General features: G+C 60.5%; 18 protein-coding genes. 13 read left to right on the top strand and 5 right to left on the bottom strand.

The window, feature by feature from the left end; translation table 11 throughout:
• Positions 1-79: 79 nt before the first annotated feature.
• The 7 genes from Q1A07_RS18210 (at position 80) to lpxB (ending at position 6,691) form a co-directional block, all read left to right on the top strand.
• Positions 80-211, top strand: coding sequence for a hypothetical protein (locus Q1A07_RS18210; RefSeq protein ID WP_299783429.1), 132 nt, complete (start codon positions 80-82; stop codon positions 209-211).
• Between the two features lie 261 nt (positions 212-472).
• Complete coding sequence (gene bamA, locus Q1A07_RS18205) at positions 473-2,731, top strand: outer membrane protein assembly factor BamA (RefSeq protein ID WP_299783428.1); 2,259 nt, start codon at positions 473-475, stop codon at positions 2,729-2,731.
• A gap of 4 nt (positions 2,732-2,735) precedes the next feature.
• A complete protein-coding gene (locus tag Q1A07_RS18200; protein WP_299783427.1) occupies positions 2,736-3,296 on the top strand; it encodes an OmpH family outer membrane protein in 561 nt (186 codons plus the stop codon).
• A 160-nt stretch (positions 3,297-3,456) separates the two neighbouring features.
• The gene (fabZ, locus tag Q1A07_RS18195) at positions 3,457-3,927 is read left to right on the top strand and encodes a 3-hydroxyacyl-ACP dehydratase FabZ (RefSeq protein WP_299783426.1); all 471 of its coding nucleotides are present in this window, start codon (positions 3,457-3,459) and stop codon (positions 3,925-3,927) included.
• A 6-nt stretch (positions 3,928-3,933) separates the two neighbouring features.
• A complete protein-coding gene (gene lpxA / locus Q1A07_RS18190) occupies positions 3,934-4,716 on the top strand; it encodes an acyl-ACP--UDP-N-acetylglucosamine O-acyltransferase (protein ID WP_299783425.1) in 783 nt (260 codons plus the stop codon).
• Positions 4,716-5,507: a UDP-2,3-diacylglucosamine diphosphatase LpxI gene (lpxI, locus tag Q1A07_RS18185; protein WP_299783424.1), complete on the top strand. Its 792-nt coding sequence runs from the start codon at positions 4,716-4,718 to the stop codon at positions 5,505-5,507. Before lpxA ends, lpxI begins: the two co-directional genes overlap by 1 nt.
• Positions 5,507-6,691: a lipid-A-disaccharide synthase gene (gene lpxB, locus Q1A07_RS18180; RefSeq protein WP_299783569.1), complete on the top strand. Its 1,185-nt coding sequence runs from the start codon at positions 5,507-5,509 to the stop codon at positions 6,689-6,691. Before lpxI ends, lpxB begins: the two co-directional genes overlap by 1 nt.
• A gap of 69 nt (positions 6,692-6,760) precedes the next feature.
• On the opposite strand, the gene mnmA is transcribed toward lpxB, so the two are convergent.
• Positions 6,761-7,903: a tRNA 2-thiouridine(34) synthase MnmA gene (gene mnmA / locus Q1A07_RS18175; protein ID WP_299783423.1), complete on the bottom strand. Its 1,143-nt coding sequence runs from the start codon at positions 7,901-7,903 to the stop codon at positions 6,761-6,763.
• Between the two features lie 124 nt (positions 7,904-8,027).
• Between mnmA and Q1A07_RS18170 the strand changes: the two genes are divergently transcribed.
• The 5 genes from Q1A07_RS18170 to Q1A07_RS18150 all read left to right on the top strand — a co-directional run bounded on the left by Q1A07_RS18170 (position 8,028) and on the right by Q1A07_RS18150 (position 13,692).
• Entirely contained in the window at positions 8,028-8,306 is a 279-nt protein-coding gene (locus Q1A07_RS18170) for a DUF1153 domain-containing protein (protein ID WP_195821940.1), read from the top strand.
• Between the two features lie 98 nt (positions 8,307-8,404).
• Entirely contained in the window at positions 8,405-9,124 is a 720-nt protein-coding gene (gene ctrA / locus Q1A07_RS18165; RefSeq protein ID WP_195821941.1) for a response regulator transcription factor CtrA, read from the top strand.
• Between the two features lie 110 nt (positions 9,125-9,234).
• On the top strand, positions 9,235-11,379 hold the full coding sequence (gene ligA / locus Q1A07_RS18160) for an NAD-dependent DNA ligase LigA (RefSeq protein ID WP_299783422.1): 2,145 nt from the start codon (positions 9,235-9,237) through the stop codon (positions 11,377-11,379).
• A complete protein-coding gene (gene recG / locus Q1A07_RS18155) occupies positions 11,376-13,466 on the top strand; it encodes an ATP-dependent DNA helicase RecG (RefSeq protein ID WP_299783421.1) in 2,091 nt (696 codons plus the stop codon). Before ligA ends, recG begins: the two co-directional genes overlap by 4 nt.
• A 97-nt stretch (positions 13,467-13,563) precedes the next feature.
• Entirely contained in the window at positions 13,564-13,692 is a 129-nt protein-coding gene (locus Q1A07_RS18150; protein WP_299783576.1) for a hypothetical protein, read from the top strand.
• 191 nt (positions 13,693-13,883) lie between these two features.
• Here the strand turns inward: Q1A07_RS18150 and Q1A07_RS18145 are convergent, their stop codons facing one another.
• Positions 13,884-15,278: a methyl-accepting chemotaxis protein gene (locus Q1A07_RS18145; protein ID WP_299783420.1), complete on the bottom strand. Its 1,395-nt coding sequence runs from the start codon at positions 15,276-15,278 to the stop codon at positions 13,884-13,886.
• Between the two features lie 73 nt (positions 15,279-15,351).
• On the bottom strand, positions 15,352-15,804 hold the full coding sequence (locus Q1A07_RS18140; RefSeq protein ID WP_299783419.1) for an iron-sulfur cluster assembly scaffold protein: 453 nt from the start codon (positions 15,802-15,804) through the stop codon (positions 15,352-15,354).
• A gap of 77 nt (positions 15,805-15,881) precedes the next feature.
• Between Q1A07_RS18140 and hisI the strand changes: the two genes are divergently transcribed.
• A complete protein-coding gene (gene hisI, locus Q1A07_RS18135; RefSeq protein ID WP_299783418.1) occupies positions 15,882-16,253 on the top strand; it encodes a phosphoribosyl-AMP cyclohydrolase in 372 nt (123 codons plus the stop codon).
• On the opposite strand, the gene gluQRS is transcribed toward hisI, so the two are convergent.
• A complete protein-coding gene (gene gluQRS, locus Q1A07_RS18130) occupies positions 16,239-17,123 on the bottom strand; it encodes a tRNA glutamyl-Q(34) synthetase GluQRS (protein ID WP_299783568.1) in 885 nt (294 codons plus the stop codon). The genes hisI and gluQRS overlap by 15 nt on opposite strands.
• Positions 17,124-17,125: 2 nt before the next feature.
• Positions 17,126-17,740, bottom strand: coding sequence for a methyltransferase domain-containing protein (locus Q1A07_RS18125; RefSeq protein WP_299783417.1), 615 nt, complete (start codon positions 17,738-17,740; stop codon positions 17,126-17,128).
• Positions 17,741-17,754: the final 14 nt, after the last annotated feature.

The following is a 17,754-nucleotide window of genomic DNA, read 5'->3' as shown; positions in this document are numbered from 1 at the left end:
GTCATAATTACGACACAATTGGCCAAACTCGCGCCGTAATCCAGGTGTATTTCTGCTTCCACCTAAGTGGAGAGATGCAATGCAAGCGATTCAAAATAGCTATCGTGGCCTCAGCCTGCTGATGGATCTCAATTGGGATCGTGCCCTCTATATTGGCACCGTTTCGCTGGCTTTGGGCGCTGGTGCCTGGCTGAGCACAATTCTGGGCTGAATTTCCCGAAATTGCGCCTCTGTGCGCCTGTACTGACGTCCCCTGCAAACCCGCATCAGGCGCGTATGTAGTTGCAGGCCGATTTTTACCCACATGGTTTTGACAAGACCTGTCATTCTCGGTACTCAGATAAGCATAATTTACTGAGGATCGGGGCAGGTCATGAATTGGGGCAAACTGGGCGCAGGCCCACGTTTTTTCGGGCAATCTAAAAAACTGACATCGACACTGCGAGCAACTGGCTTTTGTCTTTCTTTATCAATGGTCTGGATGGCACCGGCGACGCCAGCTCTGGCGCAACAGGTGACGCTCAACTCGATTTCCATCGACGGAAACATCAGAATTGGTGACGCCGCCATCCTGACCCGTGCAGGAATCGCCCGCGGCCAGACCGTCAGCGCGGCGCAGCTGAATGAAGCCTATCAACGCCTGATCGAATCCGGACTGTTCGAGACAGTGACATTCGATCCACAAGGCAACGGCTTGCTGATTACCGTGGTTGAACTGCCCACCATCAACCGCATCAGTTTCGAAGGAAACAACCGTCTTGATGACGAAGCGCTGGCCGCTGCCATAAATTCCAACGAAAGGCGGGTGTTCAACCCGGCACAGGTGGAACGGGATGCCGAACTCATCGCGAATGCCTATGCAGGCGAGGGTCGGCTTGCCGCAAAGGTGACCCCAACCATCATTCGTCGCTCTGACAACCGTGTCGATCTGGTGTTCGAGATTTTCGAAGGCGACACCATTGAGATTGAACGCCTCAGCTTTGTCGGCAACCGCGAATATTCCGACCGCCGCCTGCGCCGCGTTCTCGAAACTAAGCAGGCAGGGTTCTTCCGTGCGGTCGTGCGGTCTGACCTCCTGGTCGAAGACCGCATCGAATTCGACAGGCAGCTGTTGCGCGACTTCTACCTGTCGCGCGGCTACATCGATTTCCGGGTCAATTCCGTCAACGCTGAGTTAACCGAAGAGCGCGACGGCTATTTCCTCGTGTTCAACGTACAGGAAGGTCAACGCTTCCGGTTCGGCGAAATCAATGTCACCAGTAACGTGCCCGGGGCGGACTCCGAGGTCTACCGCGATATTGTGAAGATCAAGCCCGGGGTCGTTTACTCTCCGACCTTGCTGGAAAACGATATCGCACGCATGGAACGCCAAGCCCTGCGGGACGGTGTCGATTTTCTGCGTGTCGAACCGCGTGTAACGCGGGATGACCGCAATCTTGAACTGGACATCGAATATGTCCTGACCCGCGGCCCGCGCGTCTTTGTCGAACGCATTGATGTCGAAGGAAATACCACGACCCTCGATCAGGTGGTGCGCCGCCAGTTCGACAGTGTTGAAGGTGACCCCTTCAATCCGCGCGAAATCCGCGAGGCGGCGGAACGGATCCGCGCCCTTGGCTATTTTGAGACTGCGGAGGTGAACGCGCGCGAAGGGTCAACACCGGATCAGGTTGTTGTGGATGTGGACGTGGTCGAGGCACCGACCGGGTCCTTCAGTTTCGGTGCGTCCTTCTCGAACAACGACGGTCTCGGGTTCGCGATCCGGTTTGCGGAACAGAACTTCCTCGGGCGGGGGCAACGGCTCAGCCTGAGCGTCGCGACCGCAGAGGAATCGCGCCGCTATGGCGTGACCTTCGAAGAGCCTGCCTTTCTGGGACGCGATCTGACGTTTGGTCTCCGCTTTGACATCGCCGAGACGGACAGTTCCTTTACTACCTATGATACTGACCGGTTTATTTTCCAGCCGTCACTGACATTCCCGGTGGGCGAGAATTCGACCCTGCAATTACGCTATACCGCTGAAGAGTCTGAAATGACGGCGCGAGAGACACCTGTAAATGGCGTGGTCATCGGCAACGAGATTGCTGTTGGCGCACAGTCCAGTAGCGCGGTTGGTTACCAGTTGACCTATGACACCCGTATTGGCGGCCTTGATCCGAACTCCGGGTATCTGCTGCAATTCTCGCAGGATTTTGCCGGGCTGGGAGGTGATGCGCAGTACATCAAGACAGTCGCCCGTGCGATTGGTGAGACTAAAGTGTGGAACGAAGAGGTGACCCTGCGCGCGTCACTGGAAGGCGGAGCCCTGTCGTGGAGCGACGGTACCAACCGGGCCGTGGACCGGTTTCTGAACAACACCAACATCATTCGCGGTTTTGAACCCGGCGGGATCGGCCCGCGCGATCTTTCCGTCAGCGGTGAGGATCCTCTGGGCGGCAACCTTTACGTTGCAGCGCGGTTCGAAGCGGAATTTCCTCTTGGTCTGCCCGAAGAGTATGGCATCACGGGTGGCCTCTTCTATGACGTGGGTAATTTCTGGGACCTCAGCGATGTGAATACCTCCGGAGGCACTATTGTCGGTGAGGGTGGGTCCTTCCGCCACGTGATCGGCTTCGCCATCCTGTGGAACACGCCTGTGGGTCCGCTGCGGTTCAACTTCACCGATGCGATCCGCAAGGAAGATTTCGACCGCGACCAGACTTTCGAATTGACGCTGAGCACGTCGTTCTAGTCCGATGACGCGGTTGTCGGGCATTCTGGCGGTTTTCACAACTGTCTGGCTGACCGCCGCTCTTCCGGGACCTGCGCAGGCGCAGCGGATTGGGCCGGTGCAAAGCCCGATCCTGACCATCGATGCGGATCGTCTTTTTGCGGAAAGCGATTTTGGCCAGCGTATGGTCGCCGAATTCGAAGCGCGCGGGGCAGAACTGGCAGCTGAAAACCGGCGCATCGAGGAAGCCCTCGAAACAGAGGAACGGGAGCTCACCGAGCAACGGGCCACGATGGAGGCGGCTGCATTTCGGCTGCTTGCGGATGCGTTTGACGAAAAAGTTCAGAAAACCCGGCGCACGCAGGATGCAAAAACCCGAGAGCTCAATCTTGCCTTTGAGGAACGGCGCGGCGTTTTTCTCAATGCTGCGGCCCCTGTGTTGGAGCGCCTGATGCGGGAGGCGGGGGCCGCTGTGATCCTGGAGAAGCGCTCCGTCTTTCTCAGCTCCAACGCCATTGATGTGACCCGTGCGGCGATTGAACGGCTTAACGCCGTTCTGGGCGACGGCGACGGCGTTTCCGAGTAATACAAAGGACGAACGGCATGCCGCGCCGGACGCCGCGCCGACGGAGCAGGGCGCTACACTGCACGGCGAAACAATGGAGGTCGATACCACCGTGCTTGCTCCGCTGCGGCTGAATTGCTAGGCAAGGGGTCAAGCCCTTGAGGACAAAAGGACACCTAACATGACAAGCGCCGAAGCCGGTCCCGAGACCAGCGCCGATATTCAGCTCATCCAACGCATCATCCCCCATCGCTATCCTTTTCTTCTGGTCGACAAGGTTGTCGATATAGACGGCACCGCATCCGCCACGGGCATCAAGAATGTCACCATGAACGAACCGCATTTTCAGGGGCACTTTCCCGGCCTGCCAATCATGCCCGGCGTGACGATCATCGAGGCGATGGCGCAAACTGCGGCGGTGATGGTCGGCGTGACGCTGGGCATGGCGGACAAGAACATGAAGGTCTATTTCATGGCCATCGACAAGGCCAAGTTCCGGCGCAAAGTGGGCCCGGGCGACGTGCTGGAGATGCAACTGCGAACCCTGCGCGGCAAGCCCGGTGGCAAGGTCTGGCGCTTTGGTGGTGTCGCCTCCGTTGAGGGTGAGATGGCCGCCGAGTGCGAGTTCACCGCGATGATGGATCTGGGGTAGCCGCAGATGAGCAACATCCACCCGAGTGCAGTGATCGACGACGGCGCGCAGATCGATCCAACTGCCAAGGTCGGACCGTTCTGCTGCGTGGGCGCGCAGGTGAGCCTCGCTGCAGGTGTGGAACTGAAGAGCCACGTGGTTGTTACCGGCCGTACCGATATCGATGAAGAGACGGTGATTTTCCCGTTTTCGGTGATTGGCGAGATCCCCCAGGATCTGAAGTTCAAGGGGGAGGCCAGCCAGCTGATCATTGGCAAGCGCAACCGCATCCGCGAGCATGTGACGATGAATTCCGGCACCGAAGGCGGTGGCGGGGTGACCCGCATCGGGGATGACGGGCTGTTCATGGCCGGATGCCACATTGCCCATGACGCGATCATCGGGGACCGGTGTATCATCGTGAATTCCGTAGCCATTGCCGGGCATTGCGTCCTGGAGGATGACGTCATTGTTGGTGGTTTGTCCGGGGTACACCAGTTCGTGCGCATCGGGCGTGGCGCGATCATCGGGGCGGTGACGATGGTGACAAATGACGTAATTCCCTACGGGCTGGTGCAGGCGCCCCGCGGCGAGCTTGACGGGCTCAATCTTGTTGGCCTCAAACGGCGCGGGGTCGCGCGCAGCGATATCACAGCACTCCGGGCCGCGTTCCAGATGCTGGCGCAGGGCGAGGGCACCTTCCACGACCGGGCACGCCGTCTGGCGGATGAAACAACCAGCGATTACGTGCGCGAGATTGTCGATTTCATCCTCGCCGGTAGTGACCGCCATTTCCTGACGCCACGCTGATGCTGGCGCTTGTTTCAGGACGCGGGAACCTGCCCGCACGTATTGCCGACGCGATGTCCGAAAGGCCGCTGATGTGCGTTCTGCAGGGGTTTGAACCCGAGGGCGTGGTGCCCGATATCCTCTTTCGGCTGGAGCATCTGGGTACGCTATTGGCGGATCTTGAGGCGCGCGGCGTGCGCGAGGTTTGCTTTTGCGGCGGGATCGAACGCCCGCCCATCGACCCCGCAGCACTTGATGCGGCGACCCTGCCTCTGGTGCCGGTGATCATGAAGGCCATCGCGGCAGGGGACGATGGTGCCTTGCGTGGTGTGATCGGAATCTTTGAAGATCGGGGATTTGCGGTGCGTGCCGCGCATGATCTGTCCCCGGATCTTCTGGTGCCCGAAGGCGTGCTGAGCGTGGCGCAACCGGATGACCAGATGACATCCGACATGGCGCGGGGCAGCGAAGTGCTCGCCGCGCTGGCACCGTTGGACGTGGGGCAGGGATGTGTTGTGGGCAAGGGGCAGGTCTGGGGCATCGAAACCCTCGGCGGTACCGACCATATGCTGAAAACCCTGCCGACCGGTGCGGCGCGGGCGCGGGCAATCCTGATCAAGGGACCGAAGCAAGGACAAGACCGGCGCTTTGACTTGCCCACCATTGGCCCGGAGACAATTGGTGTGCTGGCAGAGGCCGGCCTGGCCGGCGTGGTTGTCGAGGCGGGGGGGGTCCTGATGCTGGAGCCTGAGGCCACGGTGGCCGCTGCGGATGCGGCGGGGCTGGTGCTTTGGGCCCGCGCGCCGGGCTGATGCGCGTCTTCATCATCGCGGGAGAGCCTTCGGGCGACAAGCTGGGCGGCGCGCTGATGGCGGGGCTGAAGGCCCTGAACCCGGATGTGCAGTTCGACGGCATCGGCGGTGCCGACATGCAGGCGCAGGGGTTGGTCAGTCGCTTTCCGATGGAAGAGTTGAGCGTCATGGGGATTGCGGAAATCCTGCCCAAGTACCGCGCGCTCATGGCCCGGATCAACGAAACGGCAGCGGCCGTGGTGGAGAGTGCACCGGACGTGCTGATCACCATCGACAGCCCGGATTTTTCTCTGCGTGTGGCACGGCGAGTCAAGGCCGCGAGCCGCGTGCGCACCGTGCACTACGTGGCACCAACTGTCTGGGCTTGGCGGGCAGGGCGGGCGCAGAAGATGGCCAGGTGCATTGACCATGTCCTGGCGCTGTTCCCATTCGAGCCGCCTTTGATGACCTTGGATGGCATGGTCTGCGATTTCGTGGGCCACCCGGTCGTGGCAGAGCCACAGACAACCTCTGAGGAAGCACAGGCCTTTCGCACGGACCATGGGGTCGGGGATGCGCCCCTGCTGTTGGTTCTGCCGGGGTCACGGCGCGGCGAGGTCTCGCGGTTGGCCTCGGTCTTTGGTCAGTCGATCGCGCCCCTGCGCGCCCGCTATACGGATTTGAAGGTGGTTCTGCCTGCGGCTGCCCCGGTGGCGGATCTGGTGCGCGAAGAAGTGGCCAACTGGCCCGTGACGCCGATTGTGCTGGACCCAAGCGGCATGAGCCTTGAGGCTGCGGGCGCACTGAAACGTGCGGCCTTTCGGGCAGCGGATGTGGCGCTTGCGGCGTCGGGCACGGTGTCACTGGAGCTGGCGGCGGCGCGCACGCCCATGGTGATTGCCTATAAAATGAACTGGCTGACGTTCCGGATGATCCGGGCGATGGCGTTGATAGACACGGTGACGCTGGTCAACCTGGTCTCTGACACCCGCGTGGTGCCGGAATACCTCGGTCCTGCGTGCGAGCCGGAGGCCATTGGCGCGGCATTGATCGAACAGATGGAAGACCCGGACGCCCAGCAGGCGGCGATGGAGGTGACCATGCAGCGGTTGGGTGAAGGCGGCGAAGACCCCGGCCTGCGCGCCGCCCGTGCCGTTCTCGCGCGCATGGGGCCGGTTTTCCCAAAAGGACAGGCTGACGCCTGACACCATGCATTTGACCCTGACGGGTCAAACAGCTTGCCGCGTGCCGGACCGGCGGACATTATCGGGATGTCAGCCCTTGTGAATCCAGCCGCCGCCATAGATGCGGCTACTGTCGGGGTCGTAGAAGACGCAGGCCTGTCCGGGCGAGACACCTTCTTCGGGTGTCACCAGTTCAACGGTGGCTTCTGTTGCGCTGATTGGGCGGATGATGGCCTCGGTCGGGGGACGGGTGGAGCGCACCTTGACCGCGAGGTGCCATTCGGCGCGGCTCTCGAAGGGAGCATCCCCCAGCCAGTTGATCTCGCGGACCGGCACGGTGCGGGTGGCGAGCATGTCTTTCGGTCCAACCACCACGGTTTTCGTGTCCGCGTCGAGTTTCACCACATAAAGTGGTTCGGCCAGCCCGCCGATTCCCAGACCGCGGCGTTGACCGATGGTATAGTTAATGACACCGTCATGACGCGCCAACACGCGCCCGTCCGCATGCACGATATCACCGGGATCGGCCGCTTCCGGTCGCAGCTTGCGGATCACCGAGGCATAATCGCCATTGGGCACGAAGCAGATGTCCTGGCTGTCTGGCTTGTCTGCCACGCTCAGCCCGTATTTTGCCGCCAATGCGCGGGTGTCACCTTTTGAGGCCAGATGACCCAGTGGAAAGCGCAGAAATTCGAGCTGCTCGGGCGTGGTGGAGAACAGGAAATAGCTCTGATCGCGGGCGCTGTCGGCTGCGGCGTGCAGCTCTGCCCCCTGCGCGCCTGTCTTGCGCTGGATATAGTGCCCCGTCGCCATGCAATCGGCTTCCAGATCCTTGGCCGTTTCCAGCAGGTCCTTGAACTTGACACGTTCATTGCAGCGGATGCAGGGCACCGGTGTTGCCCCGCCGAGATAGCTGTCTGCGAACTCGTCAATCACGGCATCTTTAAAAATGTTCTCATAATCCAGCACGTAATGCGGAAAACCCATCGTCTCGGCCACGCGTCGCGCGTCGTGAATATCAAGCCCGGCACAGCAGGCGCCTTTCTTGGCCAGCGCGGCACCATGATCGTAAAGTTGCAGGGTCACGCCCACGACGTCATAGCCCTCTTCGGCCAGCATAGCTGCAACAACAGAGCTGTCGACGCCGCCCGACATCGCAACGACGACCCGCGTGTCGGCGGGCGCCTTGGCAAAGCCAAGCGAATTCAATGGGGGCTTTTGATCAAGCGGCATCAGGGTTCTCCGGGACTTCTGAGGAAATATAGGAAAATCCTAATTACTCTCAAGAGCGCGCTTCATCGGTCTTTAAGGCCCTCGCGTCAAGGTCTGTCCAACAGAGTAAGAACGGGTATGAGTGATGTATCTAAAGAAAGTGGATGGGCCACGATCGGTAACATTGGCGGACGGTAGTGTCATGACACAGGCCGACCTTCCGCCTGCGCGTACGAAACGTTGGGTGGCATCGCGCAAAGCTGCGGTCGTGCGAGGTGTGGCCTATGGGTTGATCACACAGAGCGATGCGCTGAAGCGCTATCAGATCAGCGAAGATGAATTTCACGAGTGGGTAAAGGCTGTTTCAGAGCATGGTGAAGATGCCCTGAAGGCCACAGCCTTACAAAAATATAGACAACCATAAGTTGTTCGCGTAATATTCTTGCAGACGGTAACGTGTGATTAACCTTTTTTCTTCACGGTTAATTCCGATGTAAACGTTCACCCGATGCGGAGAAAATCATGCGCGTACTGCTAGTGGAAGACGACCCCACAACCTCGAAGAGCATCGAACTGATGCTGACACACGCCAATCTGAACGTCTATGCGACGGATCTGGGGGAGGAAGGGATCGATCTTGCAAAACTGTACGATTATGATCTGATTCTGCTTGATCTCGATCTGCCGGACATGAATGGGCACGAGGTGCTGCGTCAGTTGCGCCTGTCGCGTATCGAGACGCCAATTCTGATCCTGTCGGGCGCTGATGATACTGAGAACAAGATTAAGGGCTTTGGTTTCGGGGCGGATGATTACTTGACCAAACCATTCCATCGCGAAGAATTGGTGGCCCGCATTCATGCGATTATCCGACGCTCGAAAGGGCATTCCCAATCCGTGATCGACACCGGCCTGATTTCGGTGAACCTGGATGCCAAGACCGTCAGTGCGGACAACAAACCGGTGCATTTGACAGGCAAAGAATACCAGATGCTGGAACTTCTGTCGCTGCGCAAAGGCACGACCTTGACGAAGGAAATGTTCCTGAACCACCTTTACGGCGGCATGGACGAGCCTGAGTTGAAGATCATCGACGTCTTCATCTGCAAGCTGCGCAAGAAACTCAGCACCGCGACAGGTGGCGAAAATTATATCGAAACCGTCTGGGGGCGTGGCTACGTTTTGCGGGATCCTGAACCCAACCAGGTCGATGATCCGCAACGGCTGGCAGTCGGCGCTTAATCACTCGCTGTATGGTCCGGCCAAGGGGGCTTGTGCCGGACCCGACGCAGTGAAGTCTTCCAAACGAAATGAACTGGACCTGACCCGGACCTCCGCATATCTAATCGGGTATGCGACAAGGAAAGGGGCAGGTCTTGGCGTCTCTGGCAGAAATCGAAGAATTGAACGAAGACGCCGCAAAGAAGGAACTGGCGCGGCTGTCGGAAGTGCTGGCGCAGGCAAATACAGCCTACCATGGTGCCGATGCCCCGGACCTCTCAGATGCGGAGTATGACGCGCTCAAAAAGCGCAACATCGCGATTGAAGCGCGATTCCCTCATCTCAAACGCACCGACAGCCCGACGGATCAGGTTGGGGCCGCGCCGTCCGAGGGCTTTTCAAAGGTAGAGCACGCGGTTGCGATGCTCTCGCTTGCCAATGGATTTGACGCCGAAGATATTGCCGACTTCGATGGGCGTGTTCGCAGATATCTGGGTATCCCGGAAGAGACACAGCTGGATTATACCGCCGAGCCCAAGATCGACGGACTTTCACTGTCGCTGCGGTTTGAAAACGGGAAACTGGTGCAGGCAGCAACGCGGGGCGATGGCTCTATCGGTGAAAATGTCACGGCCAATGCGCGTACGATTGGTGATATCCCAACGCAAATTGCAGAGGCGCCCGAGGTGCTGGAAGTCCGTGGAGAGGTCTACATGTCTCACCCGGACTTTGAAGCTCTGAATGCGCGCCAGACTGAAACAGGTGGCAAGGTTTTTGCCAATCCGCGCAATGCAGCCGCAGGATCCTTGCGGCAGCTCGATGCAAGCATCACCCGCGCGCGGCCGCTGCGCTTCTTTGCCTATGCCTGGGGCGCCCTGTCCGAACCTCTGGCCACAACGCAAATGGAGGCCATTGAGCGTCTGGCCGAAATGGGCTTTGCAACAAACCCATTGACCCGAACATGTGCCGGACCATCGGAACTTGTAGCGCATTACGATGTGATCGAGGCGCAGCGCGCGACACTTGGATATGACATCGATGGGGTCGTGTACAAAGTTAACGACCTGACGCTGCAGGAACGACTGGGCTTCCGATCCACGACACCCCGCTGGGCGATTGCGCATAAGTTCCCGGCTGAACTGGCCTGGACCCGGCTGGAGGCCATCGACATTCAGGTGGGGCGCACCGGTGCGCTCTCGCCCGTCGCGCGCCTGCACCCGGTGACTGTCGGCGGGGTCGTCGTTTCCAATGCGACGCTGCACAACGAAGACTACATCGCAGGGCGTGACAACAAGGGAGGCGACATTCGCGGGGGCAAGGATATCCGGGTCGGCGACTGGGTTCAGGTCTACCGTGCAGGAGATGTGATCCCGAAGGTTGCCGATGTTGATCTGAGCAAGCGGCCCGATGATGCACAACCCTACGCGTTTCCCACCCGTTGCCCGGAATGCGACAGCGATGCTCTGCGCGAACCCGGGGATGCGGTACGGCGGTGTTCGGGCGGATTGATCTGCCCGGCTCAGGCGGTGGAAAAGCTCAAGCACTTCGTCTCCAGAGCGGCCTTTGACATTGAAGGACTGGGTGCAAAGCAGGTCGAACAATTCTACGGCGACAAGTGGATCAAGGAACCCGCAGATATCTTCACTCTGAAAGAGCACTTCGGCACCGGTATGAAGCAGCTGAAGAACCGCGAAGGGTGGGGGGAAAAATCGGCGAATAACCTCTTCGACGCCATTGACGAGAAACGCAAGATCTCTCTGTCCCGCCTGATTTTTTCTCTTGGGATCAGGCATGTGGGGGAGGCGGCCTCGAACCTCATCGCGCTGCATTATGGAACATGGGACGCGTTCGATGCCGCGATGCAAGCCGCGCAGGATCAGGAGGGCGCGGCCTGGCAGGATCTGATCGACATCGATGGTGTCGGCGCAGTCATGGCCGGGTCGCTTGTGCACACGCTGGCGCAACCGGCGGAGCGGGCGTCGATTGATCGCCTGATCACGCAGTTGGATGTGCAGCCCGTCGCGCGACCTGACACGCAAGGCAGCCCGGTTGCCGGAAGAATCGTGGTCTTTACTGGCACCCTGGAAAAGATGACACGCGCCGAGGCCAAGGCCCGGGCCGAGCGGTTGGGCGCGAAGGTATCGGGTTCCGTCTCCGCCAAGACCGACATCCTGGTTGCCGGGCCGGGGGCCGGGTCCAAGGCCAAGAAGGCCGCCGATCTGGGCATTGAAACGCTGGACGAAGATGGCTGGCTGACCTTGATTTCGGACGCATGAGCGGACGGCCCGAATGCCTCTACCCCCTGTTTGCGGAGGTGAAAACGCTGAAGGGCGTCGGGCCCAAAACCGCTGCTCATATGGCGGCCCTTGGGGTCGACGCGCCGCGCGATCTGCTGTTCACCCTGCCGCAGTCGGGGATTGATCGGCATCTGCGGTCGACCATTCAGGACGCAGTGTTGCCTGCGACCCTGACAGTTGCCGTAGAGATCGGGACGCACACACAGGCGCGAACAAAAGGCGGGGCCTACCGGATTCATGTGCAGGATACGGAGACCTCCTTTCAACTGGTGTTCTTTCATGCGCGCGGCGACTACTGGCAAAAAACGCTGCCGGAGGGCAGCAGGCGCGTGGTCTCCGGGCGGGTTGAGTTGTTTGACGGCATCGCCCAGATGGTGCACCCCGATCACATCGTTGCAGAGGCTGATGCTGCGCAACTCCCTGATTTCGAACCGGTTTATCCACTAACTGCCGGTGTGACGCAAAAACTGATGTTCAAGGCGACACGTGCTGCGGCAAGCCTTGTACCGGATATGCCGGAATGGATTGATCCGACCCAGAAGGCGCGCGTTGGCTGGCCGGACTTTCACAAGGCCGTATGGGCGGCGCACAGCCCCGCGCGGCTGGACCATTTGGCAGCGACGGCACCCGCGCGGGAAAGGCTGGCCTATGACGAGTTGCTGGCGCATCAGCTGACACTGGCGCTCGCGCGCTCGATCGAACGTCGCAAGCCCGGGCGCGCCAGTCACGGTGACGGTCACTTGCAAGCCAGAGTAATGTCTTCACTGCCCTATCAGGCGACGGGCGCGCAGGACCGGGCGATTGTCGAAATCAATGCTGACATGGCCGCCGAGACCCGGATGAACCGGTTGCTGCAGGGCGACGTGGGGGCGGGAAAGACACTTGTTGCCTTCATGGCGCTGCTGCGCGCGGTGGAGGCGGGCGGGCAGGCGGTCCTGATGGCCCCCACTGAAATCTTGGCACGACAGCACCTTGAATCCCTGCAACCCCTTGCCGAGGAGGCCGGGGTTGTGCTGGAGGTTTTGACGGGCCGCGATAAGGGCACGGATAGGCGGCGCAAGCTCGACGCGCTGGCCCGCAGTGACATCCAGATTCTCGTCGGAACCCACGCGGTGTTCCAGGCGGATGTCCACTTTGCTGACCTGCGCCTCGCGGTCGTTGACGAACAGCATCGCTTCGGTGTCCGGCAGCGGCTGGAGCTTGGACGCAAGGGGCAGGCGGTCGATGTGCTGGTGATGACGGCCACGCCGATCCCGCGTTCGCTGTCGCTGGCCCAATATGGCGACATGGATGTCTCTGTACTCGATGAAAAGCCCCCAGGGCGCAAACCCATCAAGACCGCGTTGATCAGCACGGGCCGGATGGAGGAAGTGGTCGACCGTCTGCGCGCGGTGATCGAGGGCGGGCGCCAATGCTATTGGGTCTGTCCTTTGGTGGAAGAAAGTGAGGTTGTTGATCTCACGGCAGCAGAAGGCCGGTTCAAACAGCTGCGCGCCGCCTTGGGCGAAGGGGTCGTCGGCTTGGTGCACGGGCAAATGCCGGCTGCGGAGAAAGACGCGGCCATGGCGCGGTTTGTTGCCGGTGACACCAAGGTGCTGGTGGCGACGACCGTAATCGAGGTCGGCGTGAACGTGCCCAATGCGACGATCATGGTCATCGAACGGGCGGAGACGTTTGGCCTGGCGCAATTGCACCAGATGCGGGGTCGCGTGGGGCGTGGGGAGGCGGCCTCCACCTGTCTCCTGCTCTATCAATCGCCGCTGTCTGAAAATGGTCGCAAGCGGCTGGAGGTGCTGCGCGAGACCGAAGACGGTTTCGTCATTGCCGAGACCGACTTGCAGATGCGGGGGGCGGGGGATCTGATCGGGACGGCGCAGTCGGGACTGCCGCGCTTTCGCGTGGCTGATCTGGAACGGCAGGCCGGGTTGATGGCGGTTGCGCAGACGGATGCACGGCGTCTGCTGTCGGATGATCCCAAACTGGAGAGCGGGCGGGGCAAGGCCGCGCGCCTGCTGCTTTGGCTGATGCGGCAGGAAGAAGCGATCCGTTTGATTTCAGTCGGTTAGGCGAACCAAAGCACTTTTGTTCGCGAATGTTCTCATTAAGTTCTTTACAGTTGATTAAAATTATGAGAACAAAGGGGCAACAGAACGGAGGGTTGTCATGTCCATACTGCTACAGATCAAAGACATCGCATCGCGGTCTCACGCGACGTTGCTTCAGGATGCAGCAGGGGCAACGGCACTCATCGTGATGCTTGTGGTGGGGTTACACCTGCCGTCTCTTACCTGATTTCTGCCTGCGATCTCGCGCCTCGTATGTGCCAGCACTTTTCCCAATCCGGTGCTTGAGACGAACACTGCCTGTTCCACGTCTCATCAGGGTCTTCCCCCTGCCGCATGTACAGGACTCCCCCGCGAGAGACGCTTAACCTGACGCCGCCGTCCTGCTCGGGACGTGCGGCGTTTTTTTTCGCAAGGGCGTCAGAAAGTGTAGGCCAGCCGCAACCCGCCCCAGTGCCTGCCTTGCACAAAAATGGGCGCGGATAGGTCTTTCATCATCTTGAACTCTCCGCCGCCCATGTCCCGGCGATAAACCTGCAGCAGGAACGGCTCGGTGTTGCGCCCCGCCTTCAGCCCGACCCGATCGTCGAAAATGCGGCGATTGCGGCAATGGGCCATGTTCCACACCGGATCGTCGCTGGGCGGATGGGAGAATTTGCGGTTGTGCGTCGGCAGATACCCGTTTGTATCGACGGCTGCACAGAAAACGACCTTGCTGTCCATCTCCAGAACGGGTTCCTGCAAGGGCGGCAGGATACGGTCCATCACTTCGGTACACTCGTTGATGACCTGCTCCGGATCGGATCCCGGGATCGGGCGATAGTTGCGGTCAAACAGGCGCGACATCGTGGTGGTCCCGCTCTCCACGGCCTCCTCCAGGCGGTCACCCAACTCGCGCGCAAGGTTCTGCGCCCGTTGAATGAAAGGCGTGTCGACGGAATTGCCGCCCAACAGGGCAGTCGATTGAACAATCGTCTCCGAGGTGTCGATCAGGCGCAACACCCGTTCATGGGTCTTCTCGATACCGGAAGAGGTTGACTGCACGGCGGTGTCGATCTCCTTCAGGGCGGGCTCGAAATCAGACATGGCGGAATGCATACGCTCTGCCTGCTCGGCGATCCGCTGCGCCTGTTGGTTGGCCGACGTGATCGAGGTTTCCATCCGGCTGAGCGCCGTGTCCGTGCCACCGGCATTTTCCAGCACGTCAGCGGCCTGTGTCGCAATCCCGCTCGCTTCCTTGCCAAGCTCCAAAATCCAGTCCGCCAGGGATTCGATGTTGTTCGAAATCTCGACCGCTGCATCGCGGGTTTTCTGGGACAACTCGTTGATGGCATCGGCCACCACGGCAAAGCCACGCCCCGCATCCCCGGCGCGGGCCGCTTCGATCTTGGCGTTGATCGCCAGCGTGTTCACCTGCGTCGCAATGCCGGCAATCTGCTGGTTGTTGGTTTTCACCGCTGAGAGCGTATCGCCGACCGCTTCGGTTTTCTGGGACAGGTCCTGCACCCATCCGGCAACACTGCGAGTCTTTTCCCCCGTTGTCCGGACCAGTTCGGCGGAAGATTTCACATCGCGGGCGGTCTCATCGGTGTTCTGCGCCATGGTCTGCACCGCGTCGCGCACATCGGAATTGGCCTTGCCCATTTCGCTGGCACGCTCATCCAGCACGCTCAACCCCCGGCGCTGCGCCCTTGCGTGTTCCTCCACCAGATCGAGAAACCCGGCAATGTCAACGATTTCATATCCAAGCGCTGCCGCAGCCTGCGTTAATCGATCCGCATGCCTGTTGTCGTCAAACTGAGGTTGGATGTTCATGCTGCCCCGCAGATTTGCCTGCGGAACTTACTGTCACGAATTTACTTAAAAATTGCTAATACAGGCCCTGATCTCAGGCGCAGTCGGCCTGAAGCGCCTGTGTCATTGCCTCGCAAGCCGCTTCGATGCTGAGCAGGATGGAGGCGTGACGGTTCTTGTAGTCCCGCGCGGGCTCCAACACCTCGAACCCGTCAAAGGGGGCGGCGGGCACCGGGCCTACGTCTTTCAGCATGGCCCGCAATGCATCACGCGCCGCTTCAAGCTCCGGCAGGGTTCGGCCAATGATCGCACCGCCCGTGACGGCAGCCGCCGCTTGCCCCAGCGCACAGGCCTTCACATCCTGCGCATAGGCGCTGACCTGTCCATTCTCGACATTCAGATCGACCGTGACGGCGGAACCGCAGAGGGGCGAGCGCTTCTTGACCCGGGCCATCGGCGCATCAAGCTGTCCCAGATGCGGGATATCCGCCGCAAGGGCCAGAATACGGCCGGAATAGAGTTTGATCAGATCGTTTTCACCAGACATGGGACCCAGACGGCCTTCCGTTGTTTTCGACTTTCATACATAAGTCCTGACGCAGCAGATGCAAAAAGGTTTTTCGCATGTCTCACGATCCCGTTCCCTTCGACCCCGATAGCCTGCGCTACGACGCGGCCGGTCTGATCCCCGCAATTGCGCAGGATGCCGACAATGGCGAGGTGCTGATGATGGCCTGGATGAACCGCGAGAGCGTGATGCAGACACTTGCGACAGGCAAGGTCACCTATTGGAGCCGGTCACGACAGGCCTTTTGGGTCAAGGGCGAGACCAGCGGACATCACCAGACGCTGGTGGACATGCGCGTGGACTGCGACCGCGATTGCCTTCTGATGCAGGTCCGGCAGGTGGGCGCGGCCTGCCACACCGGACGGCGCAGCTGTTTTTATACGGGCGTGTCCGAAGCCGGTGAGGTGGAGCTGTCACAGCCCCTGTGAGCCTGCCGTCGAGGGCAGGCCCAGCATGCTACGAATGTCGGCGGGCTGCAGACCCTGATCACGGTAGGTGGCCAGCGCGCGCGCGTCGTCGCGCTTGGCCAGCCTCTTGCCAGCCTCATCCCGGATCAGCCGGTGGTGATGATAAAGCGGTGTCGGCAGGTCCAGGAGATCCTGCAGGATCACGTGAATCGCCGTCGCCTCAAAGAGATCAGCGCCGCGGGTGACATGGGTGATGTCCTGCGCCGCATCGTCCACCACGACCGAGAGATGGTAAGAGGTGCCCATGTCGCGCCGGGATAAAACCACGTCTCCGACGTGCTGTATCAATTGATCGGGCGTCACGGTGATCAGGCCGGTTTCACCCCCAGGTCCCGCACCGGTTTCGGTAAAGGCAAAGAGGCGCTGTGCCACGGCGCGGCGCATATCGAGCCGCAGCGCGCTATCCCGGGGACGTTCTGCGCCCGGACCCCGGGGGATATCCCGGCAGGTGCCGGGGTAGATCAACCCATCGGGTCCCATGGGCAGGGTCGCACCTTCCTGCGGGGCGGACATCGCCTCCAGAATATCCCGGCGGTTGCAACTGCAGGGGTAGAGCAGGCCAGCTTGCCACAGCCGGTCCAGGGCGCTTTCATAGGCTGCCATATTCTCCGACTGTCGCAATACGGGTGTCGGCCAGTCGAGGCCGAGCCACTGCAGATCCTCATAGATCTGCGCCTCCCAGGCGGGCCGGACGCGTGATGTATCGATGTCTTCAATCCGCAGCAGGAAATCACCCTCTGCCGCATGAGCCATGTCGTAGGCAACAAGCGCCGAGAAGGCATGACCAAGATGCAGAGGCCCTGTCGGTGACGGGGCAAACCGGGTGCGAATTGTCAATTTTTCTCAAGCACGTAGACGTTGGAGTTCAAGTTGATCCCGGGTAAATGCGGGCCGCTGTCACGAAAGAGCAGACGGGCGGCACCGCAGTCGATCCACTCGCAAAGACGGGCTTCGTTTGCGCGGTCCTGCAGCGCGTGATCATTCAGCGACAGCACCAGAAAGCCCCCCGGGGCCAGGGCCTTCATCAGGTCGTCGAAAACCGAAATCGGCGCGGCACCCGCCCCGATCACCCCGATGGCAGCAATCGCGGCATAGTCGCCCGGCGTGACGGGGAGCGGTGCATCCGCCTCGATCACTGTGAGGGTGCGGTAGAGTCTCTTGGCGCGGGCCTTGGCCAACATTTCTTCGGACAGATCCACACCGTCGATGGTGGCAAACCCGGCAAGCTTCAGCGCCAGCCCCGAAAGCCCGGTGCCACAGCCGAAATCCAGCACCGGCAGGGTCTGATCCTTCATGAACTGCGCCAGAGCCTCGGCGCATCGGCCCGGGGTCGCATACCCCTGACTGCCGACTTCGGCGTCATAGCTGGCAGACCAGTCGTTATAGAGAGTGCGGGTTTCATCCGCATCGCGGGCGTCGTAGACCTTGTCCAGAAATTTTTGTGTCATGGCCCAAGGGTAAC

Origin of the sequence: uncultured Roseobacter sp., assembly GCF_947492555.1 — a bacterium.
In the GTDB taxonomy this organism is placed as follows: Bacteria; Pseudomonadota; Alphaproteobacteria; order Rhodobacterales; family Rhodobacteraceae; genus Roseobacter.
The sequence above is the reverse complement of the archived record's forward strand: the minus strand, read 5'-3'. Positions and strand labels throughout refer to the sequence as shown.

Bases quoted from the DNA above. Each gene is read 5' to 3' on its own strand.
- lpxA (WP_299783425.1), top strand. From the start codon at position 3,934: ATGAGCAACATCCACCCGAGTGCAGTGATCGACGACGGCGCGCAGATC.
- Q1A07_RS18140 (WP_299783419.1), bottom strand. From the start codon at position 15,804: ATGTCTGGTGAAAACGATCTGATCAAACTCTATTCCGGCCGTATTCTG.
- Q1A07_RS18125 (WP_299783417.1), bottom strand. From the start codon at position 17,740: ATGACACAAAAATTTCTGGACAAGGTCTACGACGCCCGCGATGCGGAT.
- Q1A07_RS18170 (WP_195821940.1), top strand. From the start codon at position 8,028: ATGTATCTAAAGAAAGTGGATGGGCCACGATCGGTAACATTGGCGGAC.
- fabZ (WP_299783426.1), top strand. From the start codon at position 3,457: ATGACAAGCGCCGAAGCCGGTCCCGAGACCAGCGCCGATATTCAGCTC.
- ctrA (WP_195821941.1), top strand. From the start codon at position 8,405: ATGCGCGTACTGCTAGTGGAAGACGACCCCACAACCTCGAAGAGCATC.
- Q1A07_RS18150 (WP_299783576.1), top strand. From the start codon at position 13,564: ATGTCCATACTGCTACAGATCAAAGACATCGCATCGCGGTCTCACGCG.
- mnmA (WP_299783423.1), bottom strand. From the start codon at position 7,903: ATGCCGCTTGATCAAAAGCCCCCATTGAATTCGCTTGGCTTTGCCAAG.
- Q1A07_RS18200 (WP_299783427.1), top strand. From the start codon at position 2,736: ATGACGCGGTTGTCGGGCATTCTGGCGGTTTTCACAACTGTCTGGCTG.
- ligA (WP_299783422.1), top strand. From the start codon at position 9,235: ATGCGACAAGGAAAGGGGCAGGTCTTGGCGTCTCTGGCAGAAATCGAA.
- hisI (WP_299783418.1), top strand. From the start codon at position 15,882: ATGTCTCACGATCCCGTTCCCTTCGACCCCGATAGCCTGCGCTACGAC.
- recG (WP_299783421.1), top strand. From the start codon at position 11,376: ATGAGCGGACGGCCCGAATGCCTCTACCCCCTGTTTGCGGAGGTGAAA.
- lpxB (WP_299783569.1), top strand. From the start codon at position 5,507: ATGCGCGTCTTCATCATCGCGGGAGAGCCTTCGGGCGACAAGCTGGGC.
- Q1A07_RS18145 (WP_299783420.1), bottom strand. From the start codon at position 15,278: ATGAACATCCAACCTCAGTTTGACGACAACAGGCATGCGGATCGATTA.
- Q1A07_RS18210 (WP_299783429.1), top strand. From the start codon at position 80: ATGCAAGCGATTCAAAATAGCTATCGTGGCCTCAGCCTGCTGATGGAT.
- lpxI (WP_299783424.1), top strand. From the start codon at position 4,716: ATGCTGGCGCTTGTTTCAGGACGCGGGAACCTGCCCGCACGTATTGCC.
- bamA (WP_299783428.1), top strand. From the start codon at position 473: ATGGTCTGGATGGCACCGGCGACGCCAGCTCTGGCGCAACAGGTGACG.